The organism is Granulosicoccus antarcticus IMCC3135, from assembly GCF_002215215.1.
In the GTDB taxonomy this organism is placed as follows: Bacteria; Pseudomonadota; Gammaproteobacteria; order Granulosicoccales; family Granulosicoccaceae; genus Granulosicoccus; species Granulosicoccus antarcticus.
The window spans coordinates 796,021-814,821 of sequence record NZ_CP018632.1 but is presented as its reverse complement, the minus strand read 5'-3'; the positions used below and the strand labels follow the sequence as shown (position 1 = coordinate 814,821).

Genomic DNA, 18,801 nt, shown 5'->3' with positions numbered 1-18,801 from the left:
AGTGTTCGGTCCAGTGGTTTGGCAAACAAATTCATTGGCGTGATTCACGACCTGTAACATCAGTTCCATTGGCCATTCAGGCCAGTGGAGCTGGTTTGACAAGCACCACTAACTGGATACGCCCCCGGATTGGGCTGGCAACCTCACCGTAAATGCGGTGCCATTCTCACCGTCGGATACCACACTAACGGTACCCTGGTGGTTCTGAGCTACTCGCTGAACCAATGCCAGACCGACGCCTGAACCTGCGTATTCTTCAGTAGAATGCAGGCGTTCGAAAAGTTTGAATATTCTTTCCTGGTATTTCGATGAAATACCGATACCGTTGTCGGCAAAGCAGATTTCCACATACTTGCCCTTGTCAATGGCGCTGACATGTACTTTGTTAATCGTTTCTGGATTGTGGAATTTCAGGGCATTACTGACAAGATTCTGAAACAACATGGCCAGCTGTAATCGACTGCCCGGAATCGTGGGCAAGGGCTCGGCAATGATTTCTGCCTGCAGCTGTTCGATATCGCCTCGCAGGGTATTCATCGTCTCCTGCATCAGCTCATTCAGATCAATAGCTTCGGGAGTAAATTCATGATTAATGAATTGGCTATATGCCATTACATCCCCGACCATTTGCCGTGCTCGGTCCACCGTACTATGCGTCAAGTTGATTAATGTCTTGAAACCGTCATCGATGACGTTGCCATACTCATCCAGAATTTCATTGAGCACATAACTGACGGTATTCAATGGTGCTGCCATGTCATGAGCGATGGCATTGGCAAAGATTCTTTGCTCCTGACGCATCATCTCTACGTGCTTTATCTCGTACTTCAACCTGACAGAGTCAGAGGCGCAAGCTGCCAGGCTCTGCACTTTCTGCTTGTCCTCCTCGCTCCATTTGCGAGGCTGTGTATCAATTACACAAAACGAGGCGACCGGTTCCCCGTCCGGCATGAACACCGGAAAACCCAGATAAGCGATAACGCCCAACTCACCAATGGCAGGATTGTCCTTGACCAAGGGGTTGATTCTGGCATCTTCAACAACCAATGATTCACCCGTTTCAACAACAATACGACAGAACGAGTGCGATAAAGGCGTCAGCTGCAGATCCAGACCACAGTGGCTCTTGAAGTATTGCCGATCTTTTTCAAACTGAACAAAGGAGAGCAGAGAGACAGGCACTTCCAGAATCATTGTCGCCAGCTTGGTCAGATTGTCGAAAGTGGGCTCCCCTTCCGAATCGACGAGATTCAGTTCTTCTAGCGTAAATTGAGCCATAAACTTGATTTCCAACGCAGCCGATACAGGCATTCCTTGTTATTGCGAGCCTATAAACCCGGTCATGCGACAAACATGCCATTTACGTTACACAAACAACGAGGCGTATCCACCCCATGTACCGGGCACTGCCGCCAGATAAAAAGTCTCTAGAACAAGCCTTCGATCTGGCCCTCGGAATCCAGCCGTATGACTTCTGCTGATGGGACTCGGGGAAGCCCTGGCATCGTCATGATCGCACCACAGATGGCCACGATGAAGCCGGCCCCCGCCGACAACCTGACTTCACGTATCGGTACGCTGTGCCCCTCAGGTGCACCACGTCTTTCAGGATCGATAGTGAACGAGTATTGGGTCTTGGCAATGCAGATTGGCAGGTGTCCGTAACCTGCCTTCTCCCAGGCCTTCAGCTGAGTCCGAATCGCCTTGTCTGCGACGACCTCATCCGCACGATAGATGCGTGTACAGATGGTTTCAATCTTCTGCATCAACGACATTTCGTCCGGGTACAGCGGCTCAAATCGAGCCTCGTCTTTCTCAACAGTCTCCACAACACGCGTCGCCAGCTCTTTGATGCCTGCCGATCCTGAAGCCCAGTGTTTACAGACGATCGCCTCTGAGCCATGTTCAGACACATACGCTTTCACCGCCGCAATTTCCGCTTCCGTATCAAGTGTGAAGTGATTGATGGCAACAATAACCGGCACACCAAATTGCTTGATGTTTTCCATATGCCTGCCCAGGTTAGCGCAACCACTTTTCACGGCTTCGACATTTTCCTGATCAAGCTCACCCTTGGTAACGCCCCCATTCATTTTCATGGCACGAACCGTGGCCACAAGAACGACGGCGGCAGGTGCGAGACCAGCCTTGCGACATTTGATATTCAGGAATTTCTCAGCCCCCAGGTCTGCTCCAAAACCTGCTTCGGTAACGACATAGTCAGCCAGTTTTAGCGCCGTCCTGGTTGCAATGACTGAATTACAACCATGGGCGATATTGGCAAAGGGTCCGCCGTGAACAAAGGCAGGATTGTTCTCCAGTGTCTGTACCAGATTAGGCTGCATTGCATCCTTGAGCAGGACCGTCATTGCGCCATCGGCCTTGATATCTCGACAGTAGACCGGAGTTTTATCACGTCGATAGGCCACGATGATGTCACCCAATCGTTTCTCAAGGTCCTCAAGATCATTGGCCAGACACAGAATGGCCATGACTTCCGAGGCCACTGTAATATCAAAACCCGATTCACTGGGATAACCGTTGGTCGCACCACCCAGACTTGCAGTAATTTGTCGCAGTGCTCTATCGTTCATATCCATGACTCTGCGCCACACAACACGACGCGAATCGATCTGCAACTCATTCCCCCAGTAGATATGATTATCGATCATCGCTGACAACAGATTGTGTGCCGATGTGATGGCATGAAAATCACCGGTGAAGTGCAGATTCATGTCTTCCATGGGAACAACCTGTGCATAACCACCACCGGCAGCGCCCCCTTTCATACCAAAACACGGCCCCAATGAGGCTTCGCGTATGCAGATCATGGCTTTCTTGCCAATCGCATTGAACCCATCGCCCAGACCAACCGTCGTCGTGGTTTTGCCTTCCCCGGCAGGTGTCGGATTGATTGCCGTAACCAGAATCAGCTTGCCATCGGGCTTGCCTGCTTGCTGCTTGATGAACTCAGCAGACACCTTGGCCTTGTCATGGCCATAAGGTACTAGCGATTTTTCATCAATCCCTACCTTCTTGCCAATTTCCTGAATTGAAAGTTTACTGGCCTCACGTGCGATCTGTATATCGGTCTTGACTGCCATTTTGATTTTATTCCGGTTCGTTGTGCGCTCTATCAGCAACCCAGCTAATCGGATCTATAATATCCGTGATGTCAACATTTCGCTTTGCCAACCGCGCCAATCAGACCTCAGGAGATGTATATGCTTATTCAGGCCAAGGACTCAGTATTACTGGTGATCGACATTCAGGAGCAACTAGCTCCAGCCATGCAGGCATCGGTCAGAACAATGCAAAATGCAAAGCTGCTACTGACCGCGGCACAAGCCTGCGACGTTCCCGCCCTGCTGTCTGAGCAGTACCCGAAAGGCCTGGGAGCAACGGCTCCGGAAATTGCCGCTGCCGCAGGCGACGCCCCCGTTATAGAGAAAATACATTTCTCCTGCATGAAAGACCCGGCCTTCAATGAGAGCTTTACAAACCTCAATCGCAAACAGGCTGTGATCGCTGGCATGGAAGCTCATGTCTGCGTTTTGCAGACTGCCGCCAGCCTGATCGAGATGGACTATGAGGTGTTTGTCGTCTCTGATGCCACCGCCTCTCGCACAATCGAAAGCGAACTCGCCGCCTACACCCGATTGAGTGCATGCGGCGCGCAGATCGTGACCACCGAGATGGTGGTCTTCGAATGGCTGGGCAAGGCAGGGACTCCTACATTCAAGTCCCTATTGCCACTCATCAAATAGTCAGGCAGCAGGTTCTACGGCTCTATCAGCGCTGGTTGCAGACACTCGGCATGCCGCGAACTTGAATTCTGGAATCTTTCCAACGGGATCAAGTTTCGGATTGGTCAGAATATTGGCCGAGGCCTCAACATAGGCAAACGGGACGAAGATCATGTCCTCGGACACTGCCCGATCAGCACGCGCCATGATATTGATGGCACCGCGTCGTGTTTCCACCTTCATGATGCTACCCGGTTCAATACCCAGGCGACGCAAGGTCTTGGGATGCATGGATGCATTGGCCTCAGGTTCAGCCCAGTCCAGCACAGCCGCACGGCGTGTCATTGATCCGGTATGCCAGTGCTCCAGTTGACGTCCTGTTGTGAGTATCATCGGGTACTGCTCATCAGGCACCTCGGCTGGTGCAGTCACGTTCGCAGGGGTGAAACGGGCACGACCATCCGGGCGAGGATAACCGTCGGCGAACAGGATAGGTTGACCGGGATCTTCAGGTGACAACGATGGATAGGTAACCGCTTCTTTCTCAAGCCGTTCCCAGGTAATGTTGTCGAAGGATTTCATCGACAGCTTCATCTCGGCAAAGACTTGCGACGGATGTGTGTAGCTCCAGTCAAGCCCCAGACGTCTGGCAAGCTCCACGGTGATCCACCAATCCTCTTTGGCCTCCCCTGGCGGTGCCACCGCAGGTCTGCCCATCTGCACCTGTCTGTTAGTGTTGGTCACAGTCCCGGTCTTCTCAGGCCAGGCAGAGGAAGGCAGGATGACATCCGCATAGTTGGCCGTTTCAGTCAGGAAGATATCCTGTACAACCAGATGCTCAAGCTTTGCCAGTGCATCGCGTGCATGATCGGCATCAGGGTCAGACATGGCGGGGTTCTCACCCAGAATGTACATACCGCGAATTTCATCCGCATGTATCGCATCCATGATCTCAACCACCGTCAGGCCTTTCTCACGATCAATGATGTCGCCGCCCCAGATTTCATTGAATGCGGAACGCACCCCATCATCGGCGACCGATTGATAATCAGGCAGGAACATGGGGATCAGACCCGCATCGGATGCTCCCTGCACGTTGTTCTGTCCGCGTAGTGGATGCAGTCCTGTGCCCGAACGCCCTATTTGTCCTGTCATCAGTGCCAATGAGATCAGGCAACGTGAATTATCAGTCCCGTGAATATGCTGCGATACCCCCATGCCCCAGAAGATCATGCCCGCACGTGCACCGGCAAATGTGCGGGCAACATCGCGCAAGGTTGCCTCATCGATACCACAAAGCTCTGACATCTTGCTGGGAGGAAAGCCTGTCAGATGCTCTTTCATCGCTTCCCAGTTTTCCGTAAAGCCGGCTATATACTGTTTGTCATACAGCTCTTCTTCAACGATGACATGCATGATGGCGTTCAGCATGGCCACGTCAGTACCCGGACGGAATTGCAGCATGTGTGAGGAATGACGCTTCAATCCCTGGCCACGCGGATCCATGATGATCAACTTGCCGCCACGTTTGGCAAACTGCTTGAAGTAGGTTGCCGCCACCGGATGATTCTCAGTGGGGTTGGCACCGATCACAATCGCAACATCGGCATTTTCGATTTCATTGAAGGTTGCTGTAACGCCACCCCCACCGACGTTTTCCAACAAAGCCGCCACCGATGATGCGTGGCACAGTCGGGTACAGTGATCAACATTGTTATGCCCGAAACCCTGACGAATCAGCTTCTGGAACAGGTAGGCCTCTTCGTTGGAGCATTTGGCTGAGCCGAAGCCTGCCACACGCTTGCCGGTATCGTCGCGAAGTCTGGACATGCCCTTCGCGGCAAAATCGAGCGCCTCCTCCCAAGAGGCCTCCCGAAAATGTGTAAAAGGGTTTGCCGGGTCAACATTCAAACCTTTCGCCGGCGCATCATCACGGCGGATAAGTGGCTTGGTCAGTCGGTGCGGGTGAGCAATATAGTCAAACCCGAAACGACCTTTCACACACAGCCTGCTTTCGTTGGATGGACCATCGATACCGTCGACCCAGGCAATTTTTTCATCCTTGACCTTGAAGGACAACTGACAACCCACGCCACAATACGAACAAACGCTTTTTACTTCTCGGTCAAATGACTTGCTGTCGCCGACACCCACCGCATCCAGCAGAGTTGCCGGCATCAGCGCACCCGTCGGACAGGCCTGCACACATTCTCCGCAAGCCACGCAGGTGGAGCTACCCATCGGATCATCAAAGTCGAAAGTGATCTTGGCATCGTGTCCACGACCCGACATGCCAATGACATCATTGACCTGCACTTCGCGACAGGCGCGTACGCACAGGTTGCAGTGAATGCAGGCATCCAGGTTAACGCTCATGGCCAGGTGGGATGCATCCAGAAGAGGCACACGCTGCTGCTCCATGCTCGGAAAACGGCTGACAGAGATGTCCTGCATCGCCGCCATATCCCAGAAGTGCGATGACTGATCGTGAGCCGTCGATTTTTCAGGCTGGTCAGCCATCAGGATCTCGATCACCATTTTTCGTGCAGATACCGGCCGTGGGCTTTGTGTGTTGACCACCATGCCCTCACTGGGTGTGCGTATGCACGAGGCCGCCAGCACACGCTCGCCTTCTATCTCGACCATGCAGGCCCGGCAATTACCATCAGCGCGATAACCGAGCGCATCCTTGTGGCACAGATGCGGAATCAGAGTGCCCTGGCGTTTGGCAATTTCCCAGAGAGACTCATCACATTTGGCAGTCACTTCAACGCCGTCGAGCAGAAAAGTGACCGTATCCTTGCTGTTGGAATCAATCATCATCTATACCTCATCCGCAAAGTGTTTCATGGTCATGCGAATCGGATTGGGTGCCGCCTGGCCCAGTCCGCAGATGGAAGCATCAACCATGACCGTACACAACTCATCAAGCAATGGCTTATCCCATTTATCCTTTTCCATCAGCTTCACCGCTTTTTCACAGCCGACTCGACAGGGGGTGCATTGCCCGCAACTTTCATCCTCGAAAAATCTCAGCATATTCAACGCGGCTGATTTGGCGCTGTCCTTGTTGGACAAGATAACGATGGCAGCCGAACCGATGAACGTGCCATGTACCTGCAAGGTATCAAAGTCCATGGGTACATCATTGATGCTCGCTGGCAATAGCCCCGCAGAGGGTCCACCAGGCTGGTAGGCCTTGAATTCATGCCCCTCCAGCATGCCACCAGCGGCCTCTATCAGATCCGTGATGGTGGAGCCTGCCGGTAACAGGTAAACACCCGGGTTATTGATGCGCCCGGACATGGAATAGGAACGCAGCCCGGTGCGCCCGTTTTTTTCCACCGACGACAACACTTCATGCCCTTCACGACAGATACGTGCGATCCAGTACAAGGTCTCGATGTTGTGCACTAGAGTCGGTCGGTCAAAGACCCCTTTTTGAGCAACGAAAGGTGGACGGTGCCGCGGTATGCCGCGCTTGCCTTCAATGGATTCGATCATGGCGCTCTCCTCGCCACAGATATAGGCACCCGCCCCACGACGCAGATCGATGTAGCCTTTTGACACAACACCCTGTGCCTCTAGCGCTTCGATCTCGTTTTTCAAGATTTGCAGTACGGCCGGGTATTCGTCTCGCATATAGATGAAACACTTGTCTGCTTCAACAGCCCAGGCGGCAATCAGCATGCCCTCCAGAAACAAATGCGGCGTGCGCTCCAGATAGTAACGGTCCTTGAAGGTGCCAGGCTCGCCCTCATCTCCATTGACAGCCAGGTAGCGAGGGCCACTTTCAGCTCTGACAAATGACCATTTCTTGCCAGAAGGGAAACCAGCCCCTCCCAATCCACGCAAACCAGAAGACAGAATCTGCTCTTGCACCTGCTCCGGCGTCTGCTCACCGTCTCGCAGCGCGCTCAGCCTGGCATAGCCCCCATCACTACAATAAGCAGCATAAGCCTCGTAGTCAGGCATATGCGCGTGAGTATTATCGTCCCGGATGGCCTCCTGAACCTTTTGTGGAGTTGCATTATCGATATGGTGATGACCAATCTCCAGCACCGGGGCCGTATCACACCGGCCCATACACGGCGCTCTGAGCACTCTGACACTAGCGGGATCAAGCCCTTGTTTAAGCTGTGTCATCAGCTGCTGAGCACCTGCCATCTCGCACGCCAGAGAATCACAGACTCGAATGGTCAAAGCTGGAGGGGGTGTTTCATCCTCTCTGATCACGTCAAAATGGGAATAGAAAGTCGCCACTTCGTAGACCTCAGCCTGCGACAAGCGCATCTCTTCAGCCAGTGCCCGCAGATGCCGAATGGCCAGATGACCGTAGGCATCCTGAATCAGGTGCAGGTGTTCAATCAGCAAGTCCCTGCGACGCTCACGATCACCCAGCAAGGCACGCACTTCTGCCAGTGCCGTATCGTCAAATTGTCTGCCTTTCGGTGTTCGGCGACCTTTGCCCTTTCCGGACTTCCAGACACCTGTCGTAGTGGTGACTACTGACATTTCCAACTCCAGTACTTAAACCTTCAATCGAGTGTATCTGAAGCCAAATTGATCATAATTACAAATCGTATTTATGGATAGCACGATCTGTTTTAGTTATCACGCACCGTATCATGCAGTACCGAGATCGCTGGCAGACTCAACTCATGGTCCAGAACGGCGATGCCGATCTGGTGAGACACGGTCGGTTCAACCAGCTGCAGAACCACGGTATGACGATTTAACAGCAGGCTGTTAGCCAATTTTGCCGGGGCAATGGTCGCTGCAGAGCCAATGGCTACCTGAGCCAGCGCTGCGGTGAATGCGTTGGTTTCCATTATCGGTTCCGGCGTGACTCCCGCCTGCGCGAATGCGCTATCCACGATTTGCCGAAAGTGCATGTCTTTGCTAAGCAGACACAAGGGTAAAGTTGCCGCCTCGGCCCAGCTTGCGGTGCCACGTTTGCGAGGCGCATGCTCTTCTGACACCAGCAGAACATATTCTTCGTCATAGATGGACTCGAAGCGCAGCGCCGTATTGTCCATATAAGCCCGGTAGACGATGCCGGCATCGACGGAGTACTCAGTCAGCTCGCGAACGATTTGCGCTGAAGTTTGAGACACGATTCTGATGGACAGCCCGGGGTGAGTGTTTCTCAGACGGGTGGATATCTCAGAGGCATAAATGAGGGCCGTCGGGACAACGCCCAAAACCAGGTTACCGCGCAGTGCGCCGCGAGAAATCGCCATGTCCTGCCGTAAACCTTCTGCGTCCGCAAGAATTTTACTGGCCCACTGGATAACACGTTCGCCATCCTTGGTGAAACCCAGAAACTTGTTGCCTCTGCGAACAATGGGAACCCCCAGATCTTCCTCCAGACGACGAATTCTGGCGGAAAACGCAGGCTGTGAGATACCGCAATCAGCCGCCGCCTGCGTGAAATGCTTGCGTTGCGACAGCGCCAGCAATAACTGGAGATCACGAATTTCCGGATAATTTGCCATGGCATTCTGATGATTCTGCGGGGTGGTGTAGGAATGTCCACGAAAATTCCAGGAATATCCGGACCATTCAAAGCCCGTCAGCTCACGGCGAAAGTATCTTCCGGATGGACCATTAGAACGAAGCATGTTACTCGAACCCATGCAAACGATCGATACGACAATTCAGCTGAGTGTCACCTGAACCATACAAAAAGTGCAAATAATGAGAAATTATGCATTAAATCGATTTTATACTTGTACTCACATCATTTATCGATTATTTTCATCAGTGAGAATATTCCGGGATCATATGATGTTCACACTAAATAAATTAGCGGTAGCCGCTGTCATGGCTGCAGCAGTGTCCTCAGCTTCTGCTGAAGAACTGCGTATGGGTACGGCGAGCCTGGGTGGTGCGTTCTACCCCATGGGCCAGAGCATTTCCAATCTGGTCAACAACCATGCCGGGGGGGATATCAGCATGGTGCCGATTGTCACCGGTGGCTCAGTGCAGAACCCCAGGTTGATTGGTGATGGTGAGGTCGAAATAGCGATCACCAACAACAATCTGGCAGCCCTGGCAGTAGCGGGTGCCGGTCCGTATAAATCCGGACCTATCGAGATCAGTGCCGTTGCTGCATTACACCCCAGCGTCCTGCATATGGTCGTTCTGGATGATTCTGATATTCAGACTTTTTCCGACCTGAAAGGCAAACGTGTGGCTGTCGGCCCTGCAGGTGGTGGCACTCTGGGTTTCATGAATTTCCTACTGCCTCTGCATGAGATGACTCTGGATGATTTCACCCCCAGCTTCCTTTCGTATTCGGACGGTTTTAGCCAACTGACGGACGGCAATGTCGATGCCTCCCTCGCCCTCTCAGGCTATCCAGCAGGTGCGGTCATGCAGGCAGCTGCCGGTCAGAAACTTCGATTCATCAGCTTTGAAGCAGACAAGCTACAAGCGGCCCTGGATAAAGTCAGTTCCTATATCGCCGTTGAAATAGCAGCCGACGTCTACAACACCGAAGCACCAGCGACCGTCATAGGCGTAAGCAACATGCTGATCGTACCAAGCTCTGCTGATGCAGATGTCGTAGAGAAAATTGTGGCATCGGTGTTCGACAATCTGGACGAATTCAGAGCAGAAAATGCTAACGCAAAACAGATTGATCCTGCCATGTCCACACGACTGTCCATACCTTTACATGAAGGTGCAGCTCGCTATTTCAATAAATAACAAGTAGCAAATATACTGTGCTCAAGACACTCTCAAATGCGAAGGATTCGATAGTACTTTTCGCAGCCTTCGGCCTCGGCGCCTTTCATCTGGGAGCTGTCTCAGGCCTGTTCAGCATGTCCACAATGCCCATGCGTCTGCTGCATGTGCTGTTGGTCTTTTCGCTGTTATTTGCCACCGTCCCTCTGGCGACTCGCCATAAAGGCAGTCGCCTTGATATCGCCTTCTCTACATTGCTTATCCTTGCAACGTTGGCATCGGGCGCATGGATGCTTTCACGCTGGAAAGAGATAGCTTTCAGTGGTGGCCTGACAGAAAATGGCGATTACTACGCCGGGCTTGTCATACTCTTGCTGGTATTCGAGGCAGCGCGTCGCGGTGTAGGCCTGATACTGGCAGCTATTGCTCTGGTATTTTTCAGCTACCCTTTTCTCAGCCCCTATCTGCCTGGTGTGCTCCATGGCCGTGGTTACGGGCTAGAGCGCATTGTTGTATTCCTGACAACAGATACGCAAGGCGTGTATGGCATACCCGTCGGCGTCGCCTCCACCTATATCATCGTGTTCACCATTTTTGGTGCCTTGTTATCACGCTTTGGAGCCGGTGATTTTTTCTTCGAATTGTCTGTGCGCTCAACGCATGGATTGCGAGCTGCCAGCGCAAAATCAGCAGTACTGTTTTCCACGCTGATCGGCATGGTATCCGGCTCAGCCGCCGGCAACGTGGCCGTGACTGGTACCGTCACTATTCCTATCATGAAACGCGAAGGCTATGAACCACATCAGGCCGGAGCGATAGAAGCCGTAGCTTCGACCGGTGGACAACTCATGCCGCCAGTGATGGGAGCTGCAGCATTCATCATGGCTGAAATTGTCGGCGTGCCCTATACCACGATCATGGCGACCGCCATCTTGCCGGCCATGCTGTTCTTTGCTTCCGCGTTCATCATTGTGCATTTGCAAGCGGTAAAATCAGGCATCATGCCGGCCACCGAGCGTCAGGCCGACACCCGGCCTCTGACTACGGTACTTTTTCAGGGCCTGCCATTTATCGCCGCATTCGCAACACTCATCGGCCTGATGCTGATGGGCTACTCGCCGTTCAAGGCATCCTTGTGGGCAATGGCCGCCTTGTTGTTACTGGATATTATCCGGCGCAGAGGCATTGACAAGGTCTGGATTGAGAATCTTTGCGGCGGTATCGCCGAAGGTGCTATCAGCGTATTGCCCATTACAGCCGCTTGCGCTGCCGCCGGCATCATTGCTGGCATATTGGGTATTTCAGGCCTGGGCTCGAAAATCGCCTTGCTCATTGATGTGGCCTCTAATGGCTATCTGTTTCTGGCGCTGGTATTCACCATGATTACCTCGATCATTCTGGGCATGGGCCTGCCTACCACAGCGGCCTACCTGATACTGGCCACTGTCGTAGCTCCGGCACTGGTCAAGCTTGGCGTTCCCGCTCTGACGGCCCACTTTTTTGTCTTCTATTACGGTTGTATATCAACCATTACTCCACCCGTTGCATTGGCAGCCTATGTGGCCGGCGGCATCGCGGGTGCCAACATCAACAAGGTTGGCTGGACAGCGGCAGCCTATGCCATAACCAGCTTCATACTGCCATTCGCCTTTGTCTATGCACCGGCGTTGTTATTACAGTCCGGGCTGATCAACAATCTGGTAGCTGTCATTACAAGCTTCATTGGCATTACCGCTATAGGCGCAGCTGTGGTGGGCTGTCTATTCAGTCCACTAAGTTGGCTATCTCGCCTCGTGTTCGGCGTCGCGGGTCTCTGTCTTTTGTTTCAAGGCTGGGCAAGTGCCTTGATTGGACTCGTATTGATTGCAGCTGCCGTATTCGTACATCAGAAAAACAACCCTGTAACCGCCTGAACAGAACCAGGCGGTAATCAAGCAGCCCCCTTCATTCCCATGACAAAATCAACTCCAATGGCTAGACAATTCAGGCGTGTGGTAACAGGCCACGATAGCAACGGTTCGGCAATCATCGAATCTGATGAGGTAGCGACCGATATTCTCCAACGCGACAATCGCCCTGGTGTGACCCTGACCAACTTCTGGTTATCTCACAGCACACCGGCCGAATATGATGGTACGACTGAAACCTGTAATCAGGGACCCTTCATTCTTCACCCACCAGTCAATGGTAGTGTTTTTCGTACGGTAGAATTCATGCCGGAAGACCCTGAGGTCATGACCAAACTGGACGGTAAAAGTGCATTCGCCGAAATGGGCGCCGGTGATAATGTCGTACAGAATGCACGTCATCCCTGGATGCACCGAACCAACTCGCTGGACTATGCGATTGTCTTGTCGGGTGAAATCACCATGATGATGGATGAGGAAAAGGAAGACGTGCATTTGAAAGCCGGAGATTGCGTTATACAACGCGGCACCAACCACGCCTGGGCTAATCGAGGCACCGTACCTTGCGTCATCGTCTTTGTACTGATTGATGGCGTCACGCAAACTGATGCTACCTTGGATGACAGAACCGGAATCCCTAAGGGATCGTCATATACTAACTTGCGCAAGTTATTGTGTGACGGACCCTTAATCTTCCCGGTCTGAAGCCTTGGAATAAAGAGCGGTTGCTTCCGGCGTTAACGCTGACGACACCGCAACAGCATTCACCCGGTTCTCATTGATAGCAGGACGATTCCACAACCTGAACAATGCAGTCATTGCTGTCATCAGCGCGATGAGCGACAGCAGATAGAACATGCCTTCAGGCCCAAAATTCTCAATGGCAAAACCGCCCAGTGTCGGCCCCAGTGTCATACCTGCCGCCAGTATCAAAACCAGTGTGCCGCTGGCAGCAACGACCTGGGAGCGATCCAGGTGGTCATTCATATGCGCCATGCAAATGGAATACACGGGCAGTGTCAAACCACCGAGCAAGGTTACCAATAAGTAGAGCAAAGACAGCTTGTCTGCCGGGTTTTCCAATGTCGCCAGCATGATACAGATCGGAATCGAAAGAGCCGGAATACCCGCAATGAACAAGCGTCTGTCCATTAAATCGGAGAGCTTGCCAAGCGGGAACTGAAACAACATACCGCCCAGCGTCATGCAGCCAATCAAGCCACCAATGGCACCTTTACTCAACCCCAGCGAACTACCATAAAGAGCCAAAGCAACATAGAGTATCGTTTGTGAAATGCCGTTCAGAAAGCTACCCGCCAGCCCCATCGGAGACAGGCGAAACAACTCTGACAGAGTGATTCTTCCCGGCGGCTCATAGGGTGGCATTGCATCATCCGATACAAGCATGGGAACCAGTGAAAACGAAACCAGAATGGAGACGACAACAAATAATACAACTCCTTCTGGATTTGAGAAATTGAGTAGTAGCTGCCCCAATGCAATGCCTCCCGTCTGGATTACAAAATAGACCGACAGCAAACTACCGCGATTTTTATTGCTGGCAGTGCCGTTCAACCAGCTTTCAGCAACAATGTACAGCCCCGAGAAGCAAAATCCGGTGAGCAGGCGCATAGCACCCCAACTCCACACATCCTGAGTAACCAGATGCATGAGGGCAGCAGCACTGGCGATTGAAGCAAGTGCGGCAAAAATACGAATATGTCCAACGCGCATGATCAGTCGTGGCGCGATCAGACAACCCAACAGGGAACCCACCGGGTATCCGGATTGCATCAAACCGATAGCAGAGTCACTGAACCCAAGAGAGTTACCGCGCAAAGTGAGCAAGGTGGTCAGCAATCCATTACTGACCATGAGAAAGATCATGCCGACAAACAACGACCACGATCCACGAATTGCAGCCCACATACCACGACTCTCTGATTGATTGAAACCTGTGCGGATCATACGCTTATCCGGACCTTGCCCCAAAATGGGGCAAAGGTAGTCATTTGAGCTTGTGCGGTTACACCTTTCGATTGGTATGATTAGGCGCTTTTTGCCAAGTCGAGATCAAAATGGAATCATTGCAAGCGGGCAGCGATGTCATATTCGTGCTGCTGGGAGCAATCCTGGTGCTTTTCATGCACTCCGGATTTGCTTTTCTGGAAGTGGGAACTGTCAGAGAAAAGAACCAGGTTAATGCCCTGGTCAAGATATTCACCGATTTTTCAGTCTGTACTGTCGCCTATTTTTTCATAGGCTATCCGCTTGCCTACGGTATCGATTTCTTTGCACCGGCCTCTGAGCTAGCCGTCAACAATGGCTACGAGCTGGTCAAGTTCTTCTTTTTGTTGACCTTCGCTGCAGCGATTCCAGCCATCATCTCCGGCGGTATTGCAGAACGCGCCCGCTTCTATCCACAAGTTGCCGCATCCGTCCTCATTGTGGCTTTCGTGTACCCCTTCTTCGAAGGTATCGTCTGGAACGGTAATCTGGGTTTTCAGGCCTGGCTGGAAGGACTGACAGGCGCACCTTTTCATGATTTTGCAGGTTCAATCGTTGTGCATGCCATGGGTGGCTGGCTGGCACTGGGTGCCGTCATTTTGCTGGGCGCACGACAAGGACGCTATAGTCGCAGCGGCGGCCCGGGTGCTAACTTTGCCCCCAGCAGCATCCCGTTTCTCGCACTGGGCGCATGGATACTGACTGTCGGCTGGTTCGGCTTCAATGTCATGTCAGCTCAGAGCGTTGCCGGCGTTAGTGGCCTGGTTGCCATCAATTCATTAATGGCTATGGCAGGCGGCGCTATCGCGGCTTTGCTGGCTGGTCGTGCCGATCCGGGCTTTCTGCACAACGGCCCCCTGGCCGGACTTGTTGCTGTCTGTGCAGGTTCAGATGTCATGCACCCGATCGGTTCACTGATTGTCGGTGCGGTTGCAGGTGCCCTGTTTGTCTACGCCTTTACATTGGCACAGAATCGACTGCGCATCGATGATGTTCTGGGTGTATGGCCTCTACATGGGTTATGCGGAGCCTGGGGCGGCATTGCCGCGGGTATCTTTGGCACTGAGGCCCTGGGTGGACTTGGTGGTGTCAATCTGCTCAGCCAGGTCATCGGCACACTGGCCGGTATAACCGTAGCAACGATCAGTGGATTCGTCATTTACGGAACGTTGAAAAAGCTTGTTGGAATTCGCCTGTCAGAAGAGGAAGAATTCAACGGAGCCGATATCAGCATCCACAAGATCTCCTCAACGACTCACTAAGCGATGTCTGCGACGCCTGCCATTCCAGCAAGTTTTGACGAACTTCTTAGCAGGCGTCGCTCAGTGCGCGGATTTCTACCGGAGCCCATATCCCAAAGCACGGTGGCAGATCTACTGATCAGCGCTCGCACAGCTCCCAGTGGCGCCAATCTTCAGCCCGGTGAATTCCATGTCCTGACCGGTAGTGCATTGGCGAGTCTGACAGGCAAACTGGATGAGGCCATGACGGATCACCAACCCATGGTATCTGAATACAGCTATTTCCCCGACCCCATGCCTGCCAGGCTCAAGGAACGCCAACGGGCAGCAGGCTATGCTTTATATGACGCACTTGGCATCGCAAAACGCGACGTCAAGGCCCGGCGCGAACAGTTCCGACGCAACTATCAATTCTTCAACGCACCGGTCGGTATCGTCGTCTCTATTCAAAGAGACATGGGCAAGGGATGCTTCATGGATCTGGGCATGGCACTCATGGCTTTTTTTCTGGCAGCCCAAAGTCGTGGGCTAGCGACCTCGGGAATAGGCGCTCTGGCCAATCATGCCGATGTCGTACACGACGCACTTGATCTGGACCCTTCGCAAATGGTTGTTTGTGGTATTGCCCTTGGTAAGCCTGACCCGACGCAGCCTGTCAATCAGTGCCGTACCACACGCGAACCCCTGGAAAACTACGCCTGGTTCAAGGGCTTTGAAGAATAAATTCCAAAGCAGATCAGGCTTCCAGTAACAGCGCTGTTCCCAGACCTCCGGCCGCGGCAATAGCTGCAAGGCCGTAACCACTGGTTTGTGTCAACTCTGTAAACAGACGTACCGCGAGAATAGCTCCCGATGCACCAATGGGATGACCTCTTGCCAGAGCACCACCACCAACATTGACAATCGCCGGATCAATCTCTGCAAGTCGCATACAGGCAATGGCCTGCGCAGCGTAGGCCTCCATGATTTCAGCAAACCGCAATTCCTGCGCACTGACGTGCCGCGCCTTCATCACCTGCCTCATCGCAGCAACCGGTGCTGAGCCTGGAAAATCCGGATTGGCGCCCAGCGTCTGCCCGCCGACTATTCGAACCTGAGGCACCTTCATGGTTCTAGCCAGATCATCGGCAACAACAATGCAAAAGCCTGCTGCATCTGCTGCCACCGCGGTGTTGGCAGTAGAAATACTACCTGCAATCCGCTTGGCCCGATGACAGGTTCGAAGGCTCAGGTCCCGGGTGAAGGGATCAGACACCAGATCGTTGAGCGCTACGATTTCTTCACGTAATCGCTGATTGCTGACACGTGCCTTTTGATGACTTTCCATCGCCCAGTCATCCTGTTGCTGTGCATCGATCCCCAGCGACACAGCCAGTGCCTGCGCAGCCTCTGCCATATCAGGGTCACGATCCGGCCACGGCGTAAATGCTGGCTGATCGTAGACTTGCAGATCCTTCGAGCCGGGGATTGTTCGGAAGCGATGGGGGCGTTGCGAATAACTCTCCACACCGCCCACTACCACAATACGGGCATTTCCAGAGCGAATAAGAGCATCTGCAATCAATAGCGCATCAAGCCCACTACAACATTGGCGATCCAGGCTCAGACCCGCAACCGATTCAGGCAAACCTGCAGCCAGGCCGACGAGCCGGGCCGGGTTACCACCAGCACCCAATGCATTGCCCACGATGATTTCGTCAACCTGCGACGGCTCTATGCCACATTGTGCAAGACAAGCCTTGACGACAGGGGCAGCCAATTCATGCAGGCTCAGTGCTGAAAGCGCTCCGCCTCTTGGAGCAACAGCCGTTCGCTTTGCAGCAACGATCACACTGTTCACAGATTATCCACCCAGGTTTGAATCTTTCGAATATCAGGCTTACCGGCATTCAGCCCTGGCAGCACCTCCAGAAACAGAATCTGCTTCGGTGCAAGAATGGCCCCTAAGCTCTTACGCCCATGCTTGAGCAACTCTACTCGCAGTACCTCATCAATTTTTCCCTCAACCACTGCTATCAATATTTCCCCGCGCAGGGAATCCTGTTTAGCCACCACCACGCACTGATGCACAGCGGCATGCTGCATCATTACCGCTTCGATCTCCTGCAAAAATACGGTGTTGTCTGCCACGTTGGCTTGACGTGATTTACGCCCACGCAGATACAAATTCCCCGCCTCGTCAAGCCGCCCCATTTCACCAATGGACAAGTAGCCATCTGCTCGTCGTGTGTCCCGCCACTCGCCGCTGGCGTAACCTGAAAATAGATAATTGCTTTTCACCCATATTTCCCCGCTCCCCGAAACAGGCTGACCCTGCTCATCCAGAACCCTGATCGATACGCCCGGATAGGCACATCCCACAGAATCTGACGGTGTGTCCTCAGTGCTCATCGTAATGAAGCTGGTTTCCGAAGCTCCGTAGAATTCGACAATCGCAGCCCCTGCAAATAACCGCTTCAACTCCGAGCGTGTTTTCTCATCAAGCTTTCCACCTCCGCACAACAGATACCGCACGCTGAACTGATGCGAACGTGTGTTCGGCTTCACGCCACACAACTGCCGGGCCTGGGTAGGTGTAAGGTAAAGTACCGTGGTGCCCAGCGCCTCTATGGCCTGCAACTGTCGATCGGGACGCAAGTCACCAAGAAGCTGTATGTCGGCACCCAGATGACAGGCTTCCAGCGCGGCATACAACGGCAGTGAATGCGAAAATGTACCCACGATTGCATAGCTATCCTGTGTACCTACCTGCATCAGTGAAGCATTGATATCGAAGCTTTTGATCCATGACCGCTGAGAGCGTTGAATCCGGCGTGCGCCGCCACTGGTGCCGGAGCTCAGGCATTGAAACTGTGGGTAGTCGTAAGCTGTCCTTTGCGCTTGGCCTGCACCGATCGCATCACCAGCTGCCGCATCGGAGGCAACTATAACTTCAAATGCAGCCTTGTCGACACTCGCCGGAATGACACAAAACGGACTATCAGCGTATGAGGCTTGCAGGATGTCATACAGAGCAAGCTCCGGACTCTCATCGCTGATAAAGCGCACTGCCAGACGTTGATCAACCTGAGCAGAAGGCAGTTTGCCAGCCGTGACATCGGGATTAGAGCTTGCAGAGCCAGGCCTGCCTGAGCTGCCTGATATATCATCTAGCTGCAAGATCACCTGTCCCCTGGCATTTCGCACATGTGAGGACGGGTGCAGCTG

14 protein-coding genes are annotated in these 18,801 nt (G+C 53.0%); 6 read left to right on the top strand and 8 right to left on the bottom strand.

Annotation, left to right across the window (positions count from 1 at the left end):
- Window positions 1-108: 108 nt before the first annotated feature.
- Together IMCC3135_RS03550 and IMCC3135_RS03545 are read right to left on the bottom strand one after the other, a co-directional pair.
- Complete coding sequence (locus tag IMCC3135_RS03550) at window positions 109-1,278, bottom strand: GAF domain-containing sensor histidine kinase (protein ID WP_169727403.1); 1,170 nt, start codon at window positions 1,276-1,278, stop codon at window positions 109-111.
- A gap of 149 nt (window positions 1,279-1,427) precedes the next feature.
- A complete protein-coding gene (locus IMCC3135_RS03545) occupies window positions 1,428-3,104 on the bottom strand; it encodes a formate--tetrahydrofolate ligase (protein ID WP_088916330.1) in 1,677 nt (558 codons plus the stop codon).
- A gap of 120 nt (window positions 3,105-3,224) precedes the next feature.
- On the opposite strand from IMCC3135_RS03545, the gene IMCC3135_RS03540 reads away from it, so the two are divergent.
- Window positions 3,225-3,767, top strand: a complete 543-nt coding sequence (locus IMCC3135_RS03540) for a hydrolase (protein WP_088921663.1) — start codon at window positions 3,225-3,227, stop codon at window positions 3,765-3,767.
- Here the strand turns inward: IMCC3135_RS03540 and fdhF are convergent, their stop codons facing one another.
- From fdhF to IMCC3135_RS03525, 3 genes are all read right to left on the bottom strand, one after another.
- Entirely contained in the window at window positions 3,768-6,569 is a 2,802-nt protein-coding gene (fdhF, locus tag IMCC3135_RS03535) for a formate dehydrogenase subunit alpha (RefSeq protein ID WP_205737888.1), read from the bottom strand.
- A complete protein-coding gene (locus IMCC3135_RS03530; protein ID WP_088916329.1) occupies window positions 6,570-8,261 on the bottom strand; it encodes an NAD(P)H-dependent oxidoreductase subunit E in 1,692 nt (563 codons plus the stop codon).
- Window positions 8,262-8,353: 92 nt separating this feature from the next.
- Window positions 8,354-9,370 (bottom strand): LysR family transcriptional regulator, encoded by a 1,017-nt coding sequence (locus IMCC3135_RS03525; RefSeq protein ID WP_169727402.1) that lies wholly within the window; start codon window positions 9,368-9,370, stop codon window positions 8,354-8,356.
- 163 nt (window positions 9,371-9,533) lie between these two features.
- Between IMCC3135_RS03525 and IMCC3135_RS03520 the strand changes: the two genes are divergently transcribed.
- The 3 genes from IMCC3135_RS03520 to IMCC3135_RS03510 are packed head-to-tail and all read left to right on the top strand — an operon-like array spanning window position 9,534 to window position 13,051.
- Window positions 9,534-10,460 carry a TAXI family TRAP transporter solute-binding subunit gene (locus IMCC3135_RS03520; protein ID WP_205737887.1) on the top strand — a complete coding sequence of 309 codons (927 nt, stop codon included), beginning with the start codon at window positions 9,534-9,536 and terminating at the stop codon, window positions 10,458-10,460.
- A gap of 17 nt (window positions 10,461-10,477) precedes the next feature.
- Window positions 10,478-12,352, top strand: a complete 1,875-nt coding sequence (locus IMCC3135_RS03515) for a TRAP transporter permease (RefSeq protein WP_205737886.1) — start codon at window positions 10,478-10,480, stop codon at window positions 12,350-12,352.
- A 57-nt stretch (window positions 12,353-12,409) separates the two neighbouring features.
- Window positions 12,410-13,051, top strand: coding sequence for a cupin domain-containing protein (locus tag IMCC3135_RS03510; protein ID WP_088916327.1), 642 nt, complete (start codon window positions 12,410-12,412; stop codon window positions 13,049-13,051).
- Here IMCC3135_RS03510 and IMCC3135_RS03505 read toward each other — a convergent pair.
- The gene (locus tag IMCC3135_RS03505; RefSeq protein ID WP_169727401.1) at window positions 13,034-14,275 is read right to left on the bottom strand and encodes an MFS transporter; all 1,242 of its coding nucleotides are present in this window, start codon (window positions 14,273-14,275) and stop codon (window positions 13,034-13,036) included. The two genes, IMCC3135_RS03510 and IMCC3135_RS03505, sit on opposite strands and share 18 nt — an antisense overlap.
- Window positions 14,276-14,424: 149 nt before the next feature.
- On the opposite strand from IMCC3135_RS03505, the gene IMCC3135_RS03500 reads away from it, so the two are divergent.
- Window positions 14,425-15,615, top strand: a complete 1,191-nt coding sequence (locus IMCC3135_RS03500) for an ammonium transporter (RefSeq protein WP_088916325.1) — start codon at window positions 14,425-14,427, stop codon at window positions 15,613-15,615.
- 3 nt (window positions 15,616-15,618) lie between these two features.
- A complete protein-coding gene (locus tag IMCC3135_RS03495; protein WP_088916324.1) occupies window positions 15,619-16,317 on the top strand; it encodes a nitroreductase in 699 nt (232 codons plus the stop codon).
- A gap of 13 nt (window positions 16,318-16,330) precedes the next feature.
- Here the strand turns inward: IMCC3135_RS03495 and IMCC3135_RS03490 are convergent, their stop codons facing one another.
- Complete coding sequence (locus IMCC3135_RS03490) at window positions 16,331-17,434, bottom strand: thiolase family protein (protein ID WP_088916323.1); 1,104 nt, start codon at window positions 17,432-17,434, stop codon at window positions 16,331-16,333.
- Window positions 17,431-18,753: an AMP-binding protein gene (locus IMCC3135_RS03485; RefSeq protein WP_157735743.1), complete on the bottom strand. Its 1,323-nt coding sequence runs from the start codon at window positions 18,751-18,753 to the stop codon at window positions 17,431-17,433. Before IMCC3135_RS03485 ends, IMCC3135_RS03490 begins: the two co-directional genes overlap by 4 nt.
- Window positions 18,754-18,801 lie beyond the last annotated feature (48 nt).